Genomic DNA, 21301 nt, shown 5'->3' on the forward strand with positions numbered 1-21301 from the left:
GGCATGATTGGAAAAGCGCGCAAATCGCTCTAAATGCTTAAGGAAAATTGCGCCCGAGGAGTTTCATGGCGGTGTTCTTCAAACGACTGTTTCAGGTGGTGGCAAGCCTGTTGGCTTTGGTGATCGTGATTGTCGCCGCAGCGGTCATCCTGATCGGCTATACCGATGCCGGCGCGAATTTCGCCGTCCGCCAGATCACCAAACGGATCGCCTCCCCGGATTTCGCCGTCCATGTGGGTCGCGTCAGCGCGCCGCTGACCGGCAATTTCACCGTCGACAGCGTCACCATCTCCGACGTCAAGGGGCCCTATGCCACGGTCGAGGGCATCGCGCTCGACTGGTCGCCGATGGCGCTCTTCAGGGGACGCTTTGCCGCAGAAAACCTGTCGGCGCGCACGGTTTCGCTTGCCCGCCTTCCCGTTCCGGGCAAGCCGGCGCCGGAAAAGGCGCAATCGAGCGGCGGTTTTTCGCTGCCGATCGGCATTGATATCCAGAAATTCGATTTCCCGCAGATCGACATCGCCGAGGCCGTTGTGGGCGAAGCCTATCCGCTTTCCGCCTCCGGCCATGTGAGCGCCGTGACCGACCGGATCTCGACCGCGCTCGACATCGAGCATCGCGCCCGCGCCGGCACCTATGTGAAGGCAGATATCGATTATGCGCCGGGCGAGAACCTCCTCGACATCACCGCCGAGGTAAACGAGCCGGAAGGCGGCATGGTCGCGACCCTGCTGAAGCTGCCCGGAACGCCGGCGCTCAACATCGCGATCGATGGCGACGGCCCGCTTTCGGACTGGAAGGGACGGCTGACGGCCGCGCTTTCCGGGGAGAGGCTCGGCGAAATCGACGTCCGCCACCAGCTGAACGAAAAGGACGAGCGCACCGTTACCGTGACCGGCCAGGGCGAATTCGCCGCGCTGACCCCGCCGGAATTCCAGTCGCTTGTCGAAGGGCAGACCGGCATCGATGTCCAGGCGACGCTTTATCCCGGCGGACGGATCGCGATCGGCAGGGGCCAGATCGAGACCGGCAGTTTCGTGCTGAACGCTTCGGGCGCCTATGATCCGAAGGGCGAAAACGATCTTGAGGTCGCGCTTGAGGGCGTCAATGGTGGTTCCGTGCCGTTTTACATGCCAATGGGCGATGACGGCACGCTGTCGCTTTCTCTGGAAAACGCCAGCGTCAGCCTGCACGGGGCGGCGGAAAGCGCGGACCTTTCGGCATCCGTCACGCTCTCCCAGCTTTCGTTGCCGCAGCTTTCGACAAGCGGCGTCTCGTTGGCCGCCAACGGCAAGGGCTTTGATCTTTCCAACCGCACCGGCGCTTTCAACGTCGGCCTTTCGCTTGAAAGCCTGGCATTCAGCGACCCAAGCCTCGACCGGATGATCGAGGCACCGCTTTCGCTGAAGACGCGGGTGACGCTTGCGAAAGGGACCGTGAAGCTCGACGATATCGCGCTCGAAAGCGGCAGCATCGGCGCCACCGCCAATGTCGATTATGATCTCGAAACGCAGGAGGCGACCGGCCACGCCCGACTGTTCGTGCTCGCCGACGCGCTTCCCGACGCGGCCGCCGGCCTGATCGACGACATGACCTGGATCGAGAGCGATTTCTTCGTCTCGACCGCTTCCGGCGCCGTGGCGCTCTCCAATCTCGAGGTTGAAAACGGGCTGCTGACGGCCGGCGGCGATGTCCGCGTCACCGGAGGGACGATCGATGCGACGCTGAAGGCGACGGTCGCCGAACTTGGACGGCTCGCGCCGCAGGTCAAGGGCTCGGCCGTGCTTGACGCCACGATCGGCGGCGAGTTGACCGCGCCCGAGATCGACGCCACGGTGAGAGCCGACAGTCTCGACATCACCGGCGAGACGCTTGAGAATTTCGTCGCCACGATCAAGGGCAAGGCGGACATGACGTCGCCCTCCGGCGCGCTCACCGCCAAGGGCAGCTATGCTGGTGCTCCGCTTTCGCTGTCGGCAAACGTCACCTCCAATGACGGCCAGATCGAGATCGCGGGCATTGATGGCGCGGTCGGCAAGAACACGCTTTCCGGCGATATAACCCTTAACAGCAAGTTCCAGCCCGCCGGCGGCATCAGCTTCGATTTCCCGGATCTGAAGCTGCTCGCCGGCCTTGCCGGTCAGAAGGCCGAAGGCGCGATCTCCGGCCGCATCGCGCTCGACAATGCCAATGACAGGCTCGGCCTGTCGATCGACGCCAGAAGCGACAGCATCACCACCAACGGCATAACGGCAAGAAATCTCGACGCCGACATGACGGTTGCCGATGTCGCGGCGCTGAAGGCGAGCGGCAAGATCACGCTCGGTTCCGTCGCCGTTGCGGGACAGACCGTCACCGACATCACGCTTACCGCCAGCAACGAGGACACCACGACGACGTTCGATCTCGCGGCCCGCTACGACGGACAGCAGGTATCGCTTGAAGCGGCCGTGAACCGCGGGGATACGCTCACGATCGACCTCATGCGCCTCGAAGGCTCGCCGATGGGCCTCGGCCTGCGGCTGGTCGAACCCGGGCGGATCACCATCGCCAATGGCACGACCAATATTGAAAGCCTGAGGCTCGGCATCGGCGGCGGCACCGTGGCCGTGAACGGCAGCGTCGGCGACAGGCTGAACCTGACGGCCAATATCAACGGCGTCTCCGCCGCGATCGCCAACCAGTTCGTTCCCTCGCTCGGCGCCAGCGGCACGATCTCGGGCACGGTAACGGCGGGCGGCACCACCGCGAACCCCACGGCCGATTACAATCTCCGCCTCGACAACGGCAATCTGGCCCAGACGAGCGCACTTGGCGGACAGCCCTTCAACATCACCACCACCGGCCGTTATGACGGCAGCCAGGTGACGACCGACACCACGATCACCAATGCGCAGGGCATTAACGCGCGCGCGACCGGCACGGTCGGACTCACCGGCAACAAGCCGCTGAATCTCTCCATCAACGGCCGCCTGCCGATGCAGATCGCCGCAGCACTTGCCGCCAATTCCGGTTTCGCCATTTCCGGCAATGCGGATGTCAACATGACGGTCGGCGGCACGCTGACGAGCCCGAGCTATTCCGGCGGCGTCGACCTCGCCATCAGCGCGCTGACCGACATCAGGCGCGGCATTTCGCTCAACGATATCGGCGGCCGCATCGCCCTTTCCGGCGACCAGGTGCAGATCGACGGCATCACCGGCAGGCTTGCCGCCGGCGGCACGCTCACCATCAGCGGCAGCGTCGGCCTGACCGGCGGCTTTCCCGCATCGCTCAAGCTCGTTGCCGATAATGCAGTCATCAATGACGGACGACTGCTGACGACCACGGCCAACGGCACGTTGACGCTGGAGGGGCCGATCCTGACCCAGCCGACGCTTGCCGGCCGGCTGACGCTCGCCCGCACGGCGATCGTCATTCCCGACCGGCTGCCGGCCTCGATATCGCAGATCGACATCGTGCATCAGGACGCGTCGAAGGCCGTTCTCAGGCAGGCGGAGGAGCTTTCTCCGCCTCAGGCCAGCGAAGCCCGCTCCACCATGGCGCTCGACCTCACGATCTCGGCCCCCAACGCGATCTTCGTGCGCGGGCGCGGCGTCGACGCCGAGCTTGGCGGCAATGTGCGGATCACCGGCACGACCCAGAACCCGGTCGTCAGCGGCGGCTTCGACCTGATCCGCGGCCGGCTTTCGATCCTCAACCGCAGGCTCGATTTCACGCAAGGGCGGATCACCTTCGGCGGCGCGCTGATCCCGATGATCGACCTCAGGGCCAACACCAATGCCGGCTCCACCGCGATCACCATCGCGCTGGAAGGCGTGGCCAACGACCCGCAGGTGAAGCTGAGCTCGACGCCGGCGCTGCCGGATGACGAGATCCTGGCGCAACTGCTGTTCAACCAGTCCTCCTCCCAGCTCTCCGCGCTCCAGATCGCCCAGCTCGCCGATGCGGTCATTCAGTTGACGGGCGGGACGGAGCAATCGCTGTTCGGCTCGATCCGCGACGTGCTCGGCGTCGACAATCTCGACCTGACGACGGATTCGGCCGGCAATACCGCAGTCAGCGTCGGCAAGTACTTGAACAGCAACACCTATCTCGAGATCGAGCAGAGCCGGGACACTGGCACGCGGGCGAGCGTCAACATCGATATCGGCCGCAACTTTATCCTGAAGGGAGCGGCGGGATCGCGGGGCGAGGCTTCCGGCGGCATATTCTACGAGAAGGAATACTAGTCCCGGTCCACCCTCGGCACGAGGCAAGCGCCAAGTAGCGGTTTCTGTTCCCGCGAGAAGCGCCGCCGGAAGCGCTCGCCAGTTGAAAAGATGGCGATAACATGGCAATCGAATAGCCAGAGCGACGGAAACGTCGGATATCAGGAGGCATGCCCTTGACCAGCGAGCATAGCGCGCCCGAAACCGCGGGGCAGCCCTCCCTTATCGCCTTCGTCAGACGCGAGCGCGTTCTCGGCATCGCCATCGTCACCAGCATCATCGCCTTCCTATTCGAAGACAGGCTTTTTCACGACATGGGCCATCCGGCGAAGCTTGGCTTTCTGCTCGCCTGGTTCTTTTTCGTGATCCTAGCGTCCGCCATCGGCGTCGTGCGCCACGCCGAGGCGATTTCCGAGCGGCTGGGGGAGCCCTTCGGCACGCTGGTTCTGACGCTGTCGATCACCGGCATCGAGGTCTTGAGCATCACCGCGGTGATGCTCAACGGCGAGAACAATCCGGCCCTGGTGCGCGATACGCTGTTTTCCGTTGTGATGATCATCATGGGCGGCATGCTGGGCATTTCGCTGCTGCTCGGCGCACTGCGCCATCGCGAGCTCACCTTCAACCTGCAGGGCGCCAACGCCTATCTGGGCGTGATCATTCCGCTCGCCGTGTTCAGCCTGATCCTGCCGAATTTCACCCGCTCCACCGAAGGCCCGACCCTGAGCGACCTGCAAAAGGTGATGGTCGGCCTGATGGCGGCGGGGCTCTATTTCATTTTCCTGATGATGCAGACGGGACGACATCGCGGCTATTTCGCCCAGCCGACAGATGACGGTAATGTGCACGCCGAAGAGCACCGGAAGCCTTCCGGCCCGCTGTGGCTGAGCGTCGCGCTGCTGTTCTGCTACATCCTGCCGGTGGTTTATCTGGTCGAACAGCTCGCCAAGCCGGTCGACTATATCATCGAATCCCACGGCGCGCCCGGCGTGATCGGCGGCGTGCTGATGGCCATCCTGGTCACCACGCCGGAAGGCATTAGCGGGGTCAGGGCCGCGCTCGACAAGCGGCTGCAATCCTCCGTGAACATTTTCCTCGGCTCCGTGCTCGCCACGATCGGCCTCACCGTGCCGATCATGCTGGTGGTCTCAAGCGCGCTTGGCCTCAACCTGCAACTCGGCCTCGCGCCGACGGAGGCGCTGCTTCTGGTGCTGATCCTCGTCGTCAGCATCGTCACATTCTCCAGCGGACGCACCAATCTTTTGCAGGGCGCGGTGCATTTTCTGCTGTTCGTCGCCTTCCTTCTCCTGATCTACAGGGGATAACCGAAAGGACCGCCCGACAGATGTCAAAAGCACGCCAATGCCTGAAACCCCACCGTTGGGGCCTTCTGTTTTCATTGATGTTTCTGGCGCTGTGCGGAACGGCCGGCCCCTCCCTCAGCCAGCAGACCGGCGAACCGCTGCAGATCAGGGTCGGCTATCGCGTCCTGCCGCCCTTCATCACCAAACATGACGACGGCACCATTACCGGCATGGCGAGCGAACTCTGGCGGGAGATCGAGGAAGGCTTCAACATCCAGCCGACCTATGTCGAATATGAGACCGTCGCCGACCTGCTCGCGGCGACGGCGGCGAGAGAGGTCGATGTCGCGGTCGGCGCGATCTCGATTACCGAGGAACGCGCGGAACTGGTCGATTTCACGCAACCCTGGTTTGACTCTGGTCTGCGCATCATGATCGATAACCGGACCACGTCGTCACTCGTCAATGTCTGGAACGGTCTCGCGGAGGCCGGCTACCTGCGCTACTACGCCTGGCTGCTCGTGTTCATCCTCATCGGCACGGTCGGGTTGACAGTATTCGACCGCCATTTCGACAAGAATTTTCCCAGACGCTGGCGCGAAGGCATAGCTGAAAGCTTCTATGCCGTGATGCTGGTCGTGACCCGGGGCACGCTTCCCGGCCGCGCCAAGCTATTCGGGTGGTATGGCAAGATCTTCTCGGCCTTCTGGCTGATCATCGGCATCGCCGTCGTTGCCTATATCACCTCGTCGGTCACCAGCGTGATGACCAGTATCGCGATCACCGGCAACATCACCGGGCCGGACGATCTGCCAGGCCGCACCGTGGGGGTGTTCCGGGGCTCGACCGCAGAAACCCGGATGCGCCGCAACGGCATCGACTTCATCACCTATACCGGCATGGACGATGCCGTCACGGCGCTGCGCAGCGCCGAGATCGACGCGATCGTCGGCGATGCGCCGGTGCTGGAATATTTCAAGGCCCAGAACCCCGAACTCGGCCTCGATGTCGTCGGTCGCATCTTCGCGCCCGACAAGTTCGGCTTCGCCCTGCCCTATGGTCAGGACACGCTGATCCAGCCGATCACCGTGCGCCTCCTGGCGCTGCAGGAGGATGGCGTAGTGCGCAACCTGGCGCAGCAGTATTTCGGCAATGAGCGGTAAAGCCCTTCAGGCGCCCGCGCGCGGACGTACGATCGATGGATAGCCGAATTTCTGGAAATCATCCTTGTAGATTTCAGCGACCATGGATGTAGCTTCCCTGCCTAGGAAATATTCCTCTTGATCCGATTCACCTTTTTGAACGGACTTGTTGAAATGGCCGATCTGTCTGGCGACATCGGCGCCAAAAACCGCCTGATCGATATGGCGCTTGATGGCCGTCATGCCGGCCTCGAGTTTGAAGATGTAAAATGGGAAGTTCGGCGGAATGAAATGGGTCTGGGGCAGAAAATGATTGTCGTAGGCCCCGATCTTGCATGCGGCATCCGGCAACCGTTCGCGGACAAAGGCGTCGAGAGTCATCTGTGGCGGTATTTTTCTCTCGACATTTTTCTGGAAAGCAAAGGCGCTTCGCAGCCGGTCGGCAGGGTCGCGGACCATCGCAAAACAACCATCGAAGAAATCGGCGCGAAACATGCGCGCTAGCGAATAGCCATCGACATGCTGGGGAGAGGAGACATTCCATCGTTGAGGAGCGGGCAGGGAAAAATAGGCGTTGTCCAGAAAGGCAATCTTGATGCCGCTCTCGAAACAATAGCGCTCGATGGACACACCGCCACATTTGGGAATATGGACAAACAGGAAAACCCGGTCTCGAAACCGCAGAATTGGCATAGGACCTGACCGTAGACAATCAAATCATGTTTGCATTGATGAAAACATCATTGCCGAAAGAATACAACATAAAATTGAATTAATATTTCAATATACCTATCTATTAGAGCATTGAAATTCTGAATATTCGTTTCGGTTGATCCGCTCTCGGATAAAATCGGAAAGATCCTCCGTCTTATGGAGTCAACCGCGGTGTACCGGCACTCCTCTTGAAAGCCCGGCTTCACTGACCCACCTGTTTCGAAAACGGATTCCCCATCCGCCCTCACGGCACAGACCTCGTCCAACACGGGAGACAATAATGGCTGACAAAATCGCCGACAAGGCCGGCACATTTTCCATCGGCGGCAAGCTGAAGGTCAATCGCCTCGGCTATGGCGCCATGCGGATCACCGGCAAGGGCATCTGGGGCGAACCCGATGACCGCGAAGGCGCTCTCGCCACGCTGAAGCGCCTGCCGGAGCTCGGCGTCGACTTCATCGATACCGCCGACAGCTACGGCCCCGACATTTCAGAATGGCTGATCAAGGAAGCGCTCCATCCCTACAACGAGGTGAAAGTCGCGACCAAGGGCGGACTGACCCGCACCAGACCCAATACCTGGATCCCGCTCGGTCGTCCGGAATACCTCCGCCAGCAGGTCCACAAGAGCCTGCGCAACCTCGGCGTAGAGCAGATCGACCTCTGGCAGCTTCACCGCATCGACGACAAGGTGCCCGCCGACGAACAGTTCGGCGCGATCAGGGAGTTTCTCGATGAGGGCCTGATCGCCCATGCGGGGCTATCCGAAGTGTCGGTCGCCGAAATCGAGGCCGCCAACAATATCTTCCCCGTCGCCACCGTCCAGAACCGCTACAACCTGGTCGACCGCACCAGCGAGGCGGTGCTGGATTACTGTGCGGAAAACAATATCGGCTTCATTCCGTGGTTCCCGCTGGCCGCCGGCGACCTTGCCAACAAGGGCTCGCTGCTGGACGAGATCGCCACGAAGCACGACGCCGCCCCGAGCCAGATCGCGCTTGCCTGGGTGCTGAAGCGCAGCCCGGTCATGCTGCCGATCCCCGGCACCTCCAAGGTCAAGCATCTGGAGGAAAATGTCGCGGCGGCCAATATCACGCTGTCGGACGAGGAGTTCGCGGCCCTCGATACCGAGGGCAGGAAGGCCTTCGAAAAGGCGGCTTGATCCGCGACCTCGAAAAGCCACAGCGCCGCCGGCTGCATTTTCGTCTTGCCGGCGGCGGAAATATCGTCAACCCTGACGAAAACGGGGATTTCCTGCCATGAAATACGTCAAGCTCGGCCGCACCGGCCTCGATGTCTCCCGCCTTTGCCTTGGCTGCATGACCTATGGCGCGCCCGACCAGGGCAGCCATCCATGGTCGCTTACCGAGGAGGAAAGCCGGCCCTTCATCCGCAAGGCGGTGGAGGACGGGATCAACTTCTTCGATACCGCCAATGTCTATTCCGCCGGCACCTCGGAAGAAATCGTCGGCCGCGCGCTGAAGGACTTCGCCCGGCGCGAGGAGATCGTTCTGGCCACTAAGGTGATGAACCGCATGCATGAAGGACCTAACGGCGCGGGCCTTTCGCGCAAGGCGATCATGCAGGAAATCGACAATTCGCTGCGCCGGCTCGGCACCGATTATGTCGATCTCTACCAGATCCACCGTTTCGACTACGACGTGCAGATCGAGGAAACGCTGGAAGCGCTCCACGACGTGGTGAAGGCCGGCAAGGCGCGTTATATCGGCGCTTCCTCCATGCATGCCTGGCAGTTCGCCACCATGCTCGCCACCCAGAAGGCGAATGGCTGGACGAAATTCGTGACCATGCAGAACTACGTCAACCTGCTCTACCGCGAGGAAGAGCGCGAAATGCTGCCGTTGTGCGAGGCCGAGGGCATCGGCGTCATTCCGTGGAGCCCGATGGCGCGCGGCCGGCTGACCCGGCCATGGAACACCGCGACCAACCGCACCGAGACCGATGAATTCGGCAAGACGCTGTTTGCCGAGACAGCCGAGGCTGACCGCAAGGTGGTTGAGGCCGTTGAGGCGATCGCCAAGGAACGCGGCGTGCCGATGGCTGAGGTGGCGCTGGCCTGGGTATTGTCGAAGAAAGTCGTATCCGCCCCGATCATCGGCGCCTCCAAGCCGCATCATCTGGACGATGCCGCGGGCGCGCTGGAACTGTCCCTCACCGAGGACGAGATTTCGCGGCTCGAGGCGCCCTATATTCCCCACCGCGTCATGGGCTTCAAATAGCAGCCGGCGCGCTATTTCGATCGGGTCCCCGCACCGGTCAAGCCGGGTCGAAGACCGGTGGCGGAAGTGATTGCGCCCGCCGGTTGAGCCCGGGGGAACTTTCGTGTTAGTAATCCGTTAACCATCAGATGTGTCCCGCCTCTGGCAGGACACTGGCGGGGTGGCTTTGTCCTGGCACGGGGAGGGTGTCATGACATGACGCGCGCGCGGAACGTTTCACCGTTCGTCTGTGCGCCGGAAGGCCCCCGCCACCTCTTCCCTCGTGGGTCCCGGCCTCGGCCGGGGAACAGTCCCGCCCGCCGCTTGCGCGGCATTCCCTCCCGAAGACCGTTCACTGCGGTGGCCACGCCACCGCGCCTTCCAGGCAATTCCGCCTGAGCGCAGTTTATCGGAGGAGATAACATGCAGAAGACAGCTTTCATCCTGGCCTCGCTGATGGCGACCACGGCGCTGCCCGCGACCGGCTTTGCGGCGACGGAACTGACGATGTGGTATCACGGCGCCGGCAACGAGACGGAATCGAGCATTCTGAAAAACATCGTTTCCGACTTCAACGAAAGCCAGGATGACTGGGAAGTGGTGCTCGAAAGCTTTCCCGAGGATTCCTACAATGATTCCGTGACGGCGGCAGCCCTTGCCGGCAATCTGCCGGATATCATTGATGTCGACGGCCCGATCATGCCGAACTGGGCATGGTCCGGCTATATGCAGCCGCTGCCGATTGATGAATCGAAGCTCGAAGGCTTCCTGCCCGGCGCGATCGGCGAATGGGACGGAAAGATCTACTCCGTGGGCCTGTGGGACGCAGCGCTCGCAATGATGACCCGGCAGTCCTATCTCGACAAATACGACATCCGCAAGCCGACGCTGGAAGAGCCTTGGACGGCCGAGGAATTCGACAACATTCTGGTCAAGCTGAAGGAGAGCGGCGATTTCGAATATCCGCTGAACCTTGGCATGGCGGATGCCGGCGAGTGGTACACCTATGCCTTCCTGCCCTTCCTGCAATCCTTCGGCGGCGACCTTGTCGACCGCTCCGACTACCAGAGCGCCGAGGGCGTGCTGAACGGCGAGGCGGCGATTGCGTTCGGCGAATGGTGGCAGTCGCTGTTCGAACGCGGTCTTGCGCCCGGGCCGAGCCAGGACCCGGCAGACCACCAGAACGGCTTCATCAACGGCGATTACGCCATCGACTGGAACGGCAACTGGACGGCGCGCGCCAAGCTTGATGCCTTCGATGACGTTGTGTTCCTGCCCGCGCCCGATTTCGGCGAGGGTCCGAAGATCGGCGCGGCGAGCTGGCAGCTCGGCATTTCGGAATCCTCCGAGCATCCGGAGGGGGCCGCTGCCTTCATCGAATTCGCGATTCAGGACCAGTATCTGGCGGATTTCTCCAACGGCATCGGTCTCGTGCCTGCCACGCAGGCTGCCGCCGACATGTCTGACTTCTATAAGGAAGGCGCGCCGCTTGCCGTGTTCTACGGGCTTTCGGATGCGCAGGGAACACTGCGGCCGGTCACGCCCGGCTATGTGGTTGAAACCAGCGTGTTCCAGAAGGCGATCGCCGATATCGCCAATGGCGCGGATGTCGCCGATACGCTCGACGGCGCTGTCGACGAGATCGACACCGACATCGACCGCAACCAAGGCTACGGCCATGGCGGTTAAGGGGAAGGGGCTGGCTTCGGCTGGCCCCTTTGGCTTGATGGGAAGGCGGCTTGCGCGCCAATCTCCCCCTTCCGCGGGACGAGAAGATTTTGGTGAATTTACGGAGCGGCGGCTGTGCGATGCCTCTCCTCCTCGCCGGGTCATCCTCGGGCTTGACCCGAGGATCCATTCCCACGACGGAGGTTGCCGCCTGGACCCTCGGGTCAAGCCCGAGGGTGACGCGGAGTAAAGGGCGGGCGTTTGTCGTCCGACATACAGCGAATGACGTTTGTGAAATCAAGCACGCCCGCGGCGAAAGACAGGACAGACACATGAGCCGGAAACTGACGGAAAATAACGGGGCGGGGTGGGCTTTTGCGGCGCCCTCGATCCTGCTGATCGGCCTGTTCATCATCCTTCCGTTCTTTCTGGCGATCGCGTTCTCGCTCACCGACCAGCGGCTGATTTCGCCCAATCCGACGCGCTATGTCGGCGCGGAGAATTATCGCGACCTGCTGGGCCTCAATGTCATCAAGTTGGAACCGGAAACCGCCGATGATGGCAGTCTGGCGCGCGATGAAGACGGCAATCTCGAATATCCGCGCGTACGCTCCCTCACCCGATCCGACGACTACCCGCAGTATTTCGGCATGCGCGAATGGTTCCGCGTCCATGCCGGAAATGCCGCCTATGTGGTGGTGGCGCGCGACGTGGTGTTCATGCGCGCGCTGGTCAACACGCTGATCTTCGTGGCGGTCACGGCGCCCGTGCAGGCGGGACTGGCGCTGGGATTGGCGCTTCTGATCAACCAGCGCATACGCGGCGTCAATGTGTTCCGGGCCGTGTTCTTCATGCCGGTGGTGGTGTCGATCGTGGTCGTGTCGCTGCTCTGGCGGTTCATCTATGACGGCAATGACGGGCTCTTGAACGCGCTGTTATCCGGCCTGACCTTCGGCCTGTTCCAGCCGGTGGACTGGCTCGGCAATACCCATACCGCGCTCGGCTCGATCATCGCCATGTCGATCTGGCAGGCGGTCGGCTTCCACATGGTGATCTGGCTTGCCGGTCTGCAGACGATACCGCCGACGCTCTACGAGGCAGCCGCGATCGAGGGGTCGTCGAAATGGCAGACCTTCCGCTACGTCACCTGGCCGGGGCTGCGCAACACCGCCGTTCTGGTGCTGGTGGTGATCACCATGCAGGCCTTCGCCGTGTTCGCCCAGATCGACGTGATGACCAAGGGCGGGCCGCTCGACAGCACGCAGACGCTGGTGTTCCAGGCCGTCGAGCGCGGCTATGGGCGGCAGGATATTTCCGGCGGCTCGACGATCTCGGTGGTGCTGTTCGTGCTGGTGCTCGCGATCTCGCTGGCGCAGCGCTATTTCACCCGGGAGAGGAACTGAGCCATGGCCAACGTCAAGCATGACAATCACGGCCTCAGGCTCGCCATCCGCTATCTCGTCCTGGTGCTGGTGGCGCTGGTGTTCCTGCTGCCGCTGCTGTTCATGGTGATGTCATCGCTGAAGCCGGACAACCAGCTTCTGAACGACACGTCCTCGCTGCGCGCCTTCCTGCCCGTCGGCGATATCAGCCTCGAAAACTACGCCGGCGCGTTCCGCCGCGCGCCGATCGGCTTGTTCGTGTTCAATTCGGTGATGATCACCACGATCACCGTGCTGGCCTCGCTGTTCCTGTGCTCGCTCGGCGCGTTCTCGTTCACCTTCGTCCGGTGGCGCGGCAATGCGGTGGTGCTGTCAATCGTGCTTGCCACTCTGATCATTCCGTTCGAGACGATCGCCATTCCGCTGCTCCTGTTCGTCTCGCGCCTGCCCTGGCTCGGCCTTGACGGCTTTTCCTGGGGCTGGCTCAACACCTACCGCGTCCAGATCATCCCGTGGATCGCCGATGCGCTGACGATCTTCCTGTTCGTGCAGTATTTCAAGGACCTGCCGCGCGAGCTGATCGAGGCCGCGCGCGCGGAAGGAGCGAGTTGGTGGCAGATCTACCGCCGCGTGGTGATGCCGCTTTCCGGCCCGGTGATCGCCACCGCCGCCATTCTGAAAGCGCTGAAAATGTACAATGAACAATATCTCTGGCCGCTGATCGTGGTGCAGGACGAGGCCCACCGGCCGATCATGGTCGGGCTCGGCTACTTCTTCCAGCTCAACGTGCCGTGGGGCGAGGTCATGGCCTATCTGTCGCTGATCACCGTGCCGGTGCTGGCCTTCTATCTGGTGCTGCAACGCGCATTCATCGCATCGATCGCGTCGACCGGCGTGAAGGGCTGAGGGAGAAACAAATGGCAGAACTGTCGCTCAAATCGGTCCGCAAGTCCTATGGCAAGGTCGAGGTCATCAAGGGCGTCGATCTCGATATCAAGGATGGCGAATTCGTCGTGTTCGTCGGGCCTTCCGGTTGCGGGAAATCCACGCTGCTCAGAATGATCGCGGGGCTCGAGGACATTACCGACGGCACGCTCGAAATCGGCGGCCGCCGCGTCAACGACCTGCAGCCGAAGGAGCGCGGCATCGCCATGGTGTTCCAGACCTATGCGATCTTCCCGCACATGTCGGTTCGCGAAAACGTCGCCTTCGGGTTGACGATCGCCGGCGTGCCGAAGAAGGAGAGGGAGGAGGCGGTGCAGCGGGCAGCGAAAATCCTGCAGATGGAGCACCTGCTCGACCGCCGCCCCTCGCAGCTTTCCGGCGGCCAGCGCCAGCGGGTGGCGATCGGCCGCGCGATCGTGCGCAATCCCTCCGTCTTCCTCTTCGATGAGCCGCTCTCCAATCTCGATGCGGCGCTTCGGATGGATATGCGCATGGAGATCGGCAAGCTGCACAACCAGCTCGACGCCACCATGATCTACGTGACCCACGACCAGGTCGAGGCGATGACGCTGGCCGACCGGATCGTGGTGCTGAAGGATGGCGTGGTCCAGCAGGTCGGCACGCCGATGGAGCTTTACCATGAGCCCGCCAACCTGTTCGTCGCCGGCTTCATCGGCTCGCCTTCGATGAACTTCATGGATGTCGATATCATCGAGACCACCGGCGACGGCATCACCGTCAGGTCGGAGGCGCTCGACCCGGTCACCATTCCGAAGACGCGCTTCGACTTCGCCGGCAGGGCCACCGCCCGGCTCGGCCTGCGCCCGCAATATCTCGATGTCGTGGAAAGCGGCACGGCGGGCGGGCTGCACGGCAAGGTCACGCTGGTGGAGCGGCTCGGCACCGAGACCGTGATCAATGTCGAGCTTTCCCGCGGCGGGCGCATCGTCGCCGCGCTCGCCGAAGATCGCCCGCTTGCGACCGGAAGCGAGATCACGCTCGTATTCGATCCGGAAAAGGCGCATCTGTTTCCGGTGGAAAGCGAGGCCCGCGCGACTTCAGCCTGAGCGAAAGCCAGGGCGTCGGGAAAGCGACATTCGCCTTCCCGACGGCTCAGTTCAGCGCGGCGCGAGAGTGCCGATGAGATCGTTGACCATCCCCGCCATTTCCATGCCCGCCGCGAAATTGAACTGATTGATGGCAATGAACACGCCAACATCGCGCGACGGCGCAAACGCCAAATAGCTGAACACGCCATTTGTGCCGCCGGCCTTCTGGATGATCAGCGGACGGTCGCCCTCAGGCATCATGATCACCCAGCCGAGCCCCATGGCGTTCATATGGCCCGATTCATCCATGCCGATGACCGGGTCGAGGCCATCGCGCATCAGCCAGGCCGCATGGCTGATGGCGCGGACTTCGGCGTCATCCTTTCCGAAACGGTCGAGATTCCATTGCAGGTAGCGCACCATGTCGTTGGCCGTGGTGTAAAGGCCCGAAGCCCCCTCGCGGTTCACAATCGGTTCGCCGGGATCGATTTCGTTTCCGTTCCAGTCATAACCGGTCATGGCGTTTTCGCCCGTGGGCCGGTCGTAGCTCGTCGACATGAGACCGATCCGATCAAGAACACCGGCTTTGAGCAGAGCCGCATAGTCCTGCCCGCCAATGTCGGCAAGCGCCATCGCCAGTACGTCGAATCCGACATTGGAATAGGCGATGCCGCTGCCCGGCGCGAACAGCGGCGGATTTTCGGAAAGATTGGCGGCGAAGGATTCATCGCTGTATTTCTCGACGCCATCGACGTCTGCAAGCTCGCGCGGCAAGCCGCTCGAATGGGTGGCGAGATCGATCAGCCGGATTTCCCGGCCGGCCGTCTCGGGCAGCGCATCGACCACGCGCGCATGCGGACCGACGGGATCGGTGAGCGAGACGGCGCCATCCGCGGCAAGCGTTGCCAGAGAAAGGCCGGTAAAGGTCTTGGTCACCGACCCGACGCCGATCCTGGTGTCGCCATCCGGCTCCCGCCCGCTGCCCTTGGCGATCTCGCCGAAGCCGAAGACGGCGCTCTCGCCGCCGCGAACCGCCGCTATCACGAGGCCCGGTACGCCGGTGTCGAGCTGGAAGATCTGGCCCGTAAACTCGACGGCCTCATCCAGTATCGGATCGCTGGCGGCGGCGGGCGTTGCCGCCAGAAGTGCGATTGCTGCAAAGGCATATCTCATTTGAGCTCCAATCTTCTGTTTTCAAAAAGGCGCGCTGTCGCAGAGGATCCATGCCGGAGCCCCTCCCTCATCAGGCATATAAGCTTAAGCTAACACACTTCGCGAAGAAATGCCGGGAAAACCGACCGGGGCGGCCAGCCGCTTATTCGGCAACCTTCAACAAGTACCCGGTATCCCGACGGCTGGAACAACATGCCCGCCTTATCGCTTTAGCACAAAGACAGGCGCGGAGACCGCGCCGGATGTTTCAGGAAAAGGACAGGCTCATGGCCGGCACGAAGGCACCCGTAGGACAGGTTCAGAACAAACAACCCGGTTCGGAAGAGGAGATGCATCCGCAGCCGGATTATAGGCCGCGCTTTGCGGGCTCCGACCGGCTGAAGGACAAGGTCGTGATCATCACCGGCGGCGATTCCGGCATCGGGCGGGCGACATCCATCCTGTTTGCGCGCGAGGGTGCGAAGCTCGCCATCCATTACAAGGATGAAAGCGAGGACGCCGAGATCACGCTGAAACATGTGGAAGAAGAAGGCGGCGAGGCCTTCATTTTCGCCGGTGACATCGGCGATCCGAAAACCTCCGAAGACCTCGTGGCCAAGACCATCGAACGTTTCGGCAAGCTCGACGTGGTGGTCAACAACGCCGCCGAACAGCACGCCCAGGATGACATCGCCGATATTTCCGAGGAGCAGCTCACCCGCACCTTCAAGACCAATATTTTCGGCGCGTTCCACCTGTTGAAGGCCGCGCGGCCGCATCTGAAATCCGGCGCGTCGATCATTCTGGTGACGTCCGTCACCGCCTATCGCGGCCAGTCGCTGCTCATCGACTATTCTTCGACCAAGGGCGCGCTGCTGTCGCTGATCAGGGCGCTTTCGGGCAATCTCGCCTCCGACAACATCCGCGTCAACGGCGTGGCTCCCGGCCCGATCTGGACCCCGCTGATCCCGGCCTCCTTCCCCGAGGAAAAGGTGGAATCATTCGGAAAGAGCGCGCCGCTCGGGCGCCCTGGTCAACCCAATGAGGTGGCCCCCAGCCTGCTGTTCCTCGCCTGCGAGGATTCCTCCTATATCAGCGGCCAGGTGCTCCACCCCAATGGCGGCGAGCTGGTGGGCGGCTAAACCCGCCCGTTACGCCATAGGGCCCTCCAGCCAGGCCGTGAACTGGCTTTCCAGAAGCGCGATACACTCGGCGCGCGAGCCTATCCGCTCGCACGCCCGGTAAATGGCCGCAGTTGTGACAAAGGCCGAAACGCCGGAGGCGAGCGCTGCGACATCCAGATCGGTTCTCAGCGCAAACGGGCCGCCGCCAGCCTCGCGCCAATGCGACAAAAACGAAAACAACCGGTTTTCCAGCGCCTCGAGACTGGCCGAAAAGGGCGCCGAGACGTTGGAAGACGTCGCGCCGGAATAGTCCAGATAGATCTGCAGAACCGCGCGATCCGCGCTCAGCAGATCGACCAGCGCCATGCTCCGTTCGAGGAGTTCTTCAAGCCGGGATTTGCCGTCGGCCCTTTCCAGCTCCCAGTCATCGACAATCGCCTGCAGGCGCTCCGCCACCACATGGGACAACAGACCGTTCTTGTCGGTGAAGTGCGCGAAAAGGGAGCCCTTCGCGACGCCCGACTGACGGGCAATGGCATCCATCGAGACCGCATCGAACGGCCTTCCTTCCGTCAGTTGCCTTGCCGCTTCGAGAATGCGCGCTTTCGTTTCGTGGGTTCGCTTCTGTGGTTTTCTGCTCATGCCAATAAAATGACCGAAGTCATTTTTCTGTTGAATCGCGATGATAGTAGCTCCTATATAAAGTGACCACGGTCATTTTTTAGGAGTCCCCCATGAAAAATCGGTCGGCAGCGCCTGCGCATAAACGCATTGTCATCCTCAACGGTCACCCGGCTCGGCAAAGTCTCTCGAGCATGATTGCCGATCGATATGAAATGAGCGCCCGTCAGTCCGGCCACCACGTTGAACGCTTCGACCTTGCGGCGATGCGGTTTGAGAGCGACTTCGGCCAATCGAGCTACAAGAACGCCCCGAAGCTGGAACCGGATCTCGAACGCTTCTGGCTTGCGCTGGCGCAGTCCGATCATTTTGTCGTCGCGCATCCCTTGTGGTGGGGCGGTATGCCCGCAAAGCTGAAAGGTCTGTTCGATCGCGTGCTACTGCCCGGCAAAGCGTTCGCACCGAAAAAGGGGGCGAGCCTGCCGGACAAGCTGCTGAAGGGCAAAAGCGCACGCGTCTTCATCACATCGGATACGCCGTCCTGGTACCTTCGCCTGTTCCTCGGCGCCGGCATCGTCAAACAGGTCAAGCGTCAGATTCTGGGTTATGTCGGCTTTGCGCCGGTGCATGTTTCGAACCTTGCCGTTGCGCGAAACGCCAGCCCGAAGCAACGCGAAAAATGGCTCGACAAGGTGGGCGCTCTGGCGGGCAAGGCCCGATAGCGAGTCCCGGTTCAGGGAGACAGATGCAGCACAAGCTCGCGGCGGTGGGGGCGGTCGCGGTGTTCGAACAGGTAGATGCCCTGCCACGTGCCGAGCGCGAGCCGCCCGTCGAAAACCGGGATGGAAACCGAAACCTGCGTCAGCGCCGATTTGATATGGGCCGGCATATCGTCCGGGCCTTCGAGGCGGTGGACGAGATAACCCATCGACGGGTCATTTGCCGGCGGCGCAAGCCGCGAGAAATAGGCCCTCAGGTCGCGCTTAACGTCGGGATCGGCGTTTTCCTGGATCAGCAGCGAGCACGAGGTATGCCGCACGAACACCGTCAGCAGAGCCTCGTTCATCGCCTCGTTGCGCACGAACCGCGCGGCTTCCTCGGTGAACTCGTAGAGGCCCTGGCCGCTTGTCTCGATGGTCAGGCTGGTCTGGGGCATGATTTCCTCCGCGTTTTCGCAACGGGCGGCCCCGTCGAAACCCCCGGCCGGCGGGCCGGGGATCAATCGTAAGATCGCGCCTCAAAGCGCCTTTTCAAGCTCCGGCAGAACCGTGAACAGATCGCCGACGATGCCGTAATCGGCAACCTGGAAGATCGGCGCTTCCTCGTCCTTGTTGATCGCGACGATCACCTTCGAATCCTTCATGCCGGCCAGATGCTGGATCGCGCCGGAAATGCCGCAGGCGATGTAGAGATCGGGGGCGACCACCTTGCCGGTCTGGCCGACCTGCCAGTCGTTCGGCGCAAAGCCGGCATCGACGGCGGCGCGCGAGGCGCCGACGGCGGCACCCAGCTTGTCGGCCACCGGCAGGATGACCTCCTGGAATTTCTCCGAGGAGCCAAGCGCGCGACCGCCGGAAATGATGATCTTCGCGGACGTCAGCTCCGGCCGTTCGGAGGCCGAGATCGCGTTTTCAACGAAGCTCGAAAGGCCCGGATCGGCAGCGGCGGAGGCCGTCTCGACCGGCGCGGAGCCGGTCATCTCGGCGGCGGAGAAGCTTGCCGTGCGCACGGTGATCACCTTCTTGGCGTCATGCGACTTCACCGTCTCGATGGCGTTGCCGGCATAGGTGGGGCGCTTGAACGTGTCGGCCGCGATAACCTCGATGATTTCGGACACCTGCATCACGTCAAGAAGGGCCGCCACGCGCGGCATCACATTCTTGCCGATCGCGGTCGCTGCCGCCATGATCACGTCATAGCCGCCGGCAAGGTCGAGGATGGTGGCCGCAAGCGGCTCGGCGAGAGCCTCGGCCAGCGCATCGCTTTCGGCGATAAGCACCTTGGAGACGCCGGCGATCTTCGCCGCATCTTCGGCTGCGGCAGAGCAGCCCTTGCCCGCCACCAGCACGTGGATATCGCCGCCGATCGCGGCAGCGGCGGTGGCAGCCTTCGCGGTCTGGTCGGAAACGGCGTTGCCGTCATGTTCGGCGAGAAGAAGTATCGTCATGTTCTGGGCTCCCCTTACAATACGCCGGCTTCGTTTTTCAGCTTGTCCACCAGTTCGGCGGCGGACGCGACCTTGATCCCGGCCTTGCGCGCGGCGGGTTCCTCGGTCTTCAGCACTTCCAGCCGGCGGGCGCAATCGACGCCGTAATCGGCGGGCGTCTTCTTGTCGAGCGGCTTCTTCTTGGCCTTCATGATGTTGGGCAGCGAGGCATAGCGCGGCTCGTTGAGGCGCAAATCGGTGGTCACGATCGCCGGCAGCTTGATCGAGATCGTCTGCAGACCGCCGTCGATTTCGCGGGTGACCTTCGCATCGCCGTCGCCGAGCTCCAGCTTGGAAGCAAAGGTTGCCTGGCTCCAGCCGAGCAGCGCCGCCAGCATCTGCCCGGTCTGGTTGCTGTCGTCGTCGATCGCCTGCTTGCCGAGGATGATGAGCTGCGGCGCTTCTTCCTCGGCCACCTTCTTCAGCAGCTTGGCGACCGCCAGCGGCTCGACGGTCTCGTCGGTGGCGATCAGGATCGCGCGGTCGGCGCCCATGGCAAGCGCGGTGCGCAGCGTCTCTTCCGCCTTGGCCGGACCGATCGAGACGGCGACGACTTCTTCCGCCTTGCCGGCTTCCTTCAGACGCAAGGCCTCTTCCACCGCGATTTCATCGAAGGGATTCATCGACATCTTGACGTTGGCGAGCTCGACGCCGGTGCCATCGGGCTTGACGCGGATCTTGACGTTGTAATCGACAACCCGCTTGACCGGGACCAGAATTTTCATGTTCAACCTCCAAACTCACGGCCGTTACCGGCCGAACGCGCAAAATCTTATCTCCGGAACCACCGCCGGCCTCATGCAGGGGACCATGCTGCCATTCAGGCATGATCGCTTGCCAATCGGCGACATGGATAGTTTGTTTTCCCGTCTTACGCAAAAAACTTCGCCGCAATTTGACCTCGGCCGCGCAATCAGCGGTTCTTTCCAGGCACCCACAAAACGTCCTGTTCTCCCTGACCATTGGCGTGACGGGCCGCGACGAACAGCAGGTCGGAGAGACGATTGATATATTGCAATGCCGGCTTCGCGACGGCTTCCGTCTCCGCAAGCCGCGTCATCGCCCGTTCCGCGCGCCGGCAGACCGTGCGCGCCATGTGCAGATGCGCGGCCAGCGCGCTGCCGCCCGGCAGGATGAACGAGGTCAGCGGCGAAAGCGCCTCGTTCAGCCGGTCGATCTCGGCCTCAAGCCAGGCCACCTGGGCATCCACGATCCTGAGCGGCTCATAGCCAAGCGCTTCGCCTGTCTCCGGCGTTGCCAGATCGGCGCCGAGATCGAACAGGTCGTTCTGGATGCGTGCGAGCGCCGCGTCATAATCGCCGGCCTCCTGCAGCCGCGCAAGGCCGATCGCGGCGTTGGTCTCGTCAACATCGCCGATCGCCGCCATCCGGACATCCGCCTTCTTGCGGCGCGGCCCGCTCGCAAGTCCGGTGGTGCCGTCATCGCCGGTGCGGGTGTAGATCTTGTTCAGTTTGACCATGATTGTGTCACAGTTCTTTCAGTCCGTCGCTATTGAGCGAAGCCGGTTGCAAAAGGCAAGGCCGTACAACGTATTTGCGGCCTG

18 protein-coding genes are annotated in these 21301 nt (G+C 62.3%); 11 read left to right on the plus strand and 7 right to left on the minus strand.

From position 1 onward, the window contains the following. Positions 1-65 precede the first annotated feature (65 nt). The 3 genes from V6767_RS06920 (at position 66) to V6767_RS06930 (ending at position 6678) form a co-directional block, all read left to right on the plus strand. On the plus strand, positions 66-4232 hold the full coding sequence (locus tag V6767_RS06920) for a translocation/assembly module TamB domain-containing protein (protein WP_448472782.1): 4167 nt from the start codon (positions 66-68) through the stop codon (positions 4230-4232). 149 nt (positions 4233-4381) lie between these two features. Beyond that, positions 4382-5536, plus strand: coding sequence for a calcium:proton antiporter (locus V6767_RS06925; RefSeq protein WP_448472783.1), 1155 nt, complete (start codon positions 4382-4384; stop codon positions 5534-5536). A gap of 20 nt (positions 5537-5556) precedes the next feature. Further along, positions 5557-6678 (plus strand): transporter substrate-binding domain-containing protein, encoded by a 1122-nt coding sequence (locus tag V6767_RS06930; protein WP_448472784.1) that lies wholly within the window; start codon positions 5557-5559, stop codon positions 6676-6678. Positions 6679-6684: 6 nt separating this feature from the next. On the opposite strand, the gene V6767_RS06935 is transcribed toward V6767_RS06930, so the two are convergent. Then, a complete protein-coding gene (locus V6767_RS06935; protein ID WP_448472785.1) occupies positions 6685-7350 on the minus strand; it encodes a sulfotransferase family 2 domain-containing protein in 666 nt (221 codons plus the stop codon). 301 nt (positions 7351-7651) lie between these two features. Between V6767_RS06935 and V6767_RS06940 the strand changes: the two genes are divergently transcribed. The 6 genes from V6767_RS06940 to V6767_RS06965 all read left to right on the plus strand — a co-directional run bounded on the left by V6767_RS06940 (position 7652) and on the right by V6767_RS06965 (position 14652). Then, positions 7652-8533, plus strand: a complete 882-nt coding sequence (locus tag V6767_RS06940; protein ID WP_448472786.1) for an aldo/keto reductase — start codon at positions 7652-7654, stop codon at positions 8531-8533. Between the two features lie 97 nt (positions 8534-8630). Further along, positions 8631-9611 (plus strand): aldo/keto reductase, encoded by a 981-nt coding sequence (locus V6767_RS06945; protein WP_448472787.1) that lies wholly within the window; start codon positions 8631-8633, stop codon positions 9609-9611. 402 nt (positions 9612-10013) lie between these two features. Continuing rightward, positions 10014-11279 carry an ABC transporter substrate-binding protein gene (locus tag V6767_RS06950; RefSeq protein ID WP_448466378.1) on the plus strand — a complete coding sequence of 422 codons (1266 nt, stop codon included), beginning with the start codon at positions 10014-10016 and terminating at the stop codon, positions 11277-11279. 311 nt (positions 11280-11590) lie between these two features. Further along, positions 11591-12661, plus strand: coding sequence for a carbohydrate ABC transporter permease (locus V6767_RS06955; RefSeq protein WP_448472788.1), 1071 nt, complete (start codon positions 11591-11593; stop codon positions 12659-12661). A gap of 3 nt (positions 12662-12664) precedes the next feature. Next, complete coding sequence (locus V6767_RS06960; protein ID WP_448472789.1) at positions 12665-13546, plus strand: carbohydrate ABC transporter permease; 882 nt, start codon at positions 12665-12667, stop codon at positions 13544-13546. A gap of 11 nt (positions 13547-13557) precedes the next feature. Continuing rightward, positions 13558-14652 (plus strand): ABC transporter ATP-binding protein, encoded by a 1095-nt coding sequence (locus tag V6767_RS06965; RefSeq protein ID WP_448472790.1) that lies wholly within the window; start codon positions 13558-13560, stop codon positions 14650-14652. A 51-nt stretch (positions 14653-14703) separates the two neighbouring features. Here the strand turns inward: V6767_RS06965 and ampH are convergent, their stop codons facing one another. Continuing rightward, the gene (gene ampH, locus V6767_RS06970) at positions 14704-15807 is read right to left on the minus strand and encodes a D-alanyl-D-alanine-carboxypeptidase/endopeptidase AmpH (RefSeq protein ID WP_448472791.1); all 1104 of its coding nucleotides are present in this window, start codon (positions 15805-15807) and stop codon (positions 14704-14706) included. 266 nt (positions 15808-16073) lie between these two features. On the opposite strand from ampH, the gene V6767_RS06975 reads away from it, so the two are divergent. Beyond that, positions 16074-16928 (plus strand): SDR family oxidoreductase, encoded by an 855-nt coding sequence (locus V6767_RS06975; RefSeq protein ID WP_448472792.1) that lies wholly within the window; start codon positions 16074-16076, stop codon positions 16926-16928. 9 nt (positions 16929-16937) lie between these two features. On the opposite strand, the gene V6767_RS06980 is transcribed toward V6767_RS06975, so the two are convergent. Beyond that, a complete protein-coding gene (locus V6767_RS06980; RefSeq protein WP_448472793.1) occupies positions 16938-17552 on the minus strand; it encodes a TetR/AcrR family transcriptional regulator in 615 nt (204 codons plus the stop codon). 92 nt (positions 17553-17644) lie between these two features. On the opposite strand from V6767_RS06980, the gene V6767_RS06985 reads away from it, so the two are divergent. After that, entirely contained in the window at positions 17645-18253 is a 609-nt protein-coding gene (locus V6767_RS06985) for an NAD(P)H-dependent oxidoreductase (protein WP_448472794.1), read from the plus strand. Positions 18254-18264: 11 nt separating this feature from the next. Here the strand turns inward: V6767_RS06985 and V6767_RS06990 are convergent, their stop codons facing one another. From V6767_RS06990 to V6767_RS07005, 4 genes are all read right to left on the minus strand, one after another. After that, the gene (locus tag V6767_RS06990; protein ID WP_448472795.1) at positions 18265-18687 is read right to left on the minus strand and encodes a secondary thiamine-phosphate synthase enzyme YjbQ; all 423 of its coding nucleotides are present in this window, start codon (positions 18685-18687) and stop codon (positions 18265-18267) included. Positions 18688-18768: 81 nt separating this feature from the next. Then, a complete protein-coding gene (locus V6767_RS06995; RefSeq protein WP_448472796.1) occupies positions 18769-19698 on the minus strand; it encodes an electron transfer flavoprotein subunit alpha/FixB family protein in 930 nt (309 codons plus the stop codon). A gap of 14 nt (positions 19699-19712) precedes the next feature. Beyond that, positions 19713-20462 (minus strand): electron transfer flavoprotein subunit beta/FixA family protein, encoded by a 750-nt coding sequence (locus tag V6767_RS07000; protein ID WP_448472797.1) that lies wholly within the window; start codon positions 20460-20462, stop codon positions 19713-19715. A gap of 188 nt (positions 20463-20650) precedes the next feature. Next, positions 20651-21217: a cob(I)yrinic acid a,c-diamide adenosyltransferase gene (locus V6767_RS07005; protein WP_448472798.1), complete on the minus strand. Its 567-nt coding sequence runs from the start codon at positions 21215-21217 to the stop codon at positions 20651-20653. Between the last annotated feature and the right edge of the window lie 84 nt (positions 21218-21301).

It is taken from the genome of Martelella sp. FLE1502, assembly GCF_053484255.1.

What these genes read in the sequence shown, in the direction of transcription:
- V6767_RS06920 (WP_448472782.1), top strand. Translation starts at nt 66, where the DNA reads ATGGCGGTGTTCTTCAAACGACTGTTTCAGGTGGTGGCAAGCCTGTTG.
- V6767_RS06925 (WP_448472783.1), top strand. Translation starts at nt 4,382, where the DNA reads ATGCCCTTGACCAGCGAGCATAGCGCGCCCGAAACCGCGGGGCAGCCC.
- V6767_RS06930 (WP_448472784.1), top strand. Translation starts at nt 5,557, where the DNA reads ATGTCAAAAGCACGCCAATGCCTGAAACCCCACCGTTGGGGCCTTCTG.
- V6767_RS06935 (WP_448472785.1), bottom strand. Translation starts at nt 7,350, where the DNA reads ATGCCAATTCTGCGGTTTCGAGACCGGGTTTTCCTGTTTGTCCATATT.
- V6767_RS06940 (WP_448472786.1), top strand. Translation starts at nt 7,652, where the DNA reads ATGGCTGACAAAATCGCCGACAAGGCCGGCACATTTTCCATCGGCGGC.
- V6767_RS06945 (WP_448472787.1), top strand. Translation starts at nt 8,631, where the DNA reads ATGAAATACGTCAAGCTCGGCCGCACCGGCCTCGATGTCTCCCGCCTT.
- V6767_RS06950 (WP_448466378.1), top strand. Translation starts at nt 10,014, where the DNA reads ATGCAGAAGACAGCTTTCATCCTGGCCTCGCTGATGGCGACCACGGCG.
- V6767_RS06955 (WP_448472788.1), top strand. Translation starts at nt 11,591, where the DNA reads ATGAGCCGGAAACTGACGGAAAATAACGGGGCGGGGTGGGCTTTTGCG.
- V6767_RS06960 (WP_448472789.1), top strand. Translation starts at nt 12,665, where the DNA reads ATGGCCAACGTCAAGCATGACAATCACGGCCTCAGGCTCGCCATCCGC.
- V6767_RS06965 (WP_448472790.1), top strand. Translation starts at nt 13,558, where the DNA reads ATGGCAGAACTGTCGCTCAAATCGGTCCGCAAGTCCTATGGCAAGGTC.
- ampH (WP_448472791.1), bottom strand. Translation starts at nt 15,807, where the DNA reads ATGAGATATGCCTTTGCAGCAATCGCACTTCTGGCGGCAACGCCCGCC.
- V6767_RS06975 (WP_448472792.1), top strand. Translation starts at nt 16,074, where the DNA reads ATGGCCGGCACGAAGGCACCCGTAGGACAGGTTCAGAACAAACAACCC.
- V6767_RS06980 (WP_448472793.1), bottom strand. Translation starts at nt 17,552, where the DNA reads ATGAGCAGAAAACCACAGAAGCGAACCCACGAAACGAAAGCGCGCATT.
- V6767_RS06985 (WP_448472794.1), top strand. Translation starts at nt 17,645, where the DNA reads ATGAAAAATCGGTCGGCAGCGCCTGCGCATAAACGCATTGTCATCCTC.
- V6767_RS06990 (WP_448472795.1), bottom strand. Translation starts at nt 18,687, where the DNA reads ATGCCCCAGACCAGCCTGACCATCGAGACAAGCGGCCAGGGCCTCTAC.
- V6767_RS06995 (WP_448472796.1), bottom strand. Translation starts at nt 19,698, where the DNA reads ATGACGATACTTCTTCTCGCCGAACATGACGGCAACGCCGTTTCCGAC.
- V6767_RS07000 (WP_448472797.1), bottom strand. Translation starts at nt 20,462, where the DNA reads ATGAAAATTCTGGTCCCGGTCAAGCGGGTTGTCGATTACAACGTCAAG.
- V6767_RS07005 (WP_448472798.1), bottom strand. Translation starts at nt 21,217, where the DNA reads ATGGTCAAACTGAACAAGATCTACACCCGCACCGGCGATGACGGCACC.